This window comes from Shewanella sp. 11B5 (genome assembly GCF_002836795.1).
Taxonomy (GTDB): domain Bacteria; phylum Pseudomonadota; class Gammaproteobacteria; order Enterobacterales; family Shewanellaceae; genus Shewanella; species Shewanella frigidimarina.
Genome location: NZ_PJAP01000132.1, coordinates 1 through 1,204 on the forward strand (window position 1 = coordinate 1; position 1,204 = coordinate 1,204).

Below are 1,204 nucleotides of genomic sequence, written 5' to 3' on the forward strand. Positions count from 1 at the left end.
CATTACCGACTTTTCAACGATAAATACAAGCAGACACAATGATCATCCTAATTAATACGTTTGTCTGAATAAAAGACTCAGCATTATGCGTAGCAATGTAGAGGGAAAATACAGATACATAAACAAAAATGCAACATAATTAACTGCGTTTCATTTACTTATGAGTTATTGGTAAACGACTCATTCCTTAATCCCTAGCTGTTGGTTATATTTACATAGTCTTTGAATATCTCTAAAACCTATAAAGCTAATAAACAGAATAGTTAACAATTAACAACGACTTTTTAAAAATTAAAGTGGCTAAAGCACAACAGCAACACACAGCCTTTCAAAATGCACTGACAAAAACTGCCAGCGTCTTAAGAAGCTGATCGTTTAACCCAAATTCGGGTTAAGGGATGTGACAAATAAGCTAAAATCAGAATATTTCACCAATTTTATATCAAAATTGTTATTTGCTTTGATAACAAGGCATCTCCAAATATTAATTACTGCGTTAATAGCGGAACGATGACAAGTCAATACAACGAAGTTAGTAGCGCAAAGGGCTGTTTGATAATCGTTTATTCTCCCAATCTGAGGTTATTTAATTACTGCCGCTATTGTTCGCCTTCAAAACCAGCTAACCAGGTTTTGAACAATTGGTTGAGTTCGGGCAGTTCAGAATCTGAAAGGCTTGCCACCAGTTTGTGTTGAATGCGTACGTGCTCCTCAATCGCTTCATCTATTGTGGCAAGGCCTTTGTTAGTCAAAGCTACCGATACGCTGCGCCTGTCTTCAGTACTGTGTACGCGTGCAATTAAGTCTTTAGATTCAAGCTTGTCTAAACGATTTGTCATCGCGCCAGACGTTAACATCATCGACGATAATAATTTCGAAGGGGTTAAGGTGTAAGGTTTACCATTACGTCTTAATGTCGCCAGTACATCAAACTCACCCATAGTCAGGTCAAACTGCTTATGACAAGCTGATATTTCAGCCTCTATGTGTTTTTGCAAACGCAAAAAACGCCCAAGAATCGCCATTGGCTCAGTATCTAAATGCGGCTTTTGTTCGTCCCATTGCGCTACAACTCTATCAATATCCTCCATACCTCACCCTTATCATTTGGCACTCAAAACACAGCTTAAAAACTTAACGCAAAGATACTTCATAAAAAGGTACTTTACAAAAATAACTTAACAGTCCAGAATCGGCACCTATC

The 1,204-nt window shown here is 37.7% G+C and carries 1 protein-coding gene; it reads right to left on the minus strand.

The genetic code is table 11. The features are described 5' to 3' along the window. Window positions 1-599: 599 nt before the first annotated feature. Window positions 600-1,091 (minus strand): MarR family winged helix-turn-helix transcriptional regulator, encoded by a 492-nt coding sequence (locus CXF78_RS01095; RefSeq protein ID WP_102035731.1) that lies wholly within the window; start codon window positions 1,089-1,091, stop codon window positions 600-602. Between the last annotated feature and the right edge of the window lie 113 nt (window positions 1,092-1,204).

Coding starts and splice junctions, on each gene's coding strand:
- CXF78_RS01095 (WP_102035731.1), bottom strand. CDS start 1,091: ATGGAGGATATTGATAGAGTTGTAGCGCAATGGGACGAACAAAAGCCG.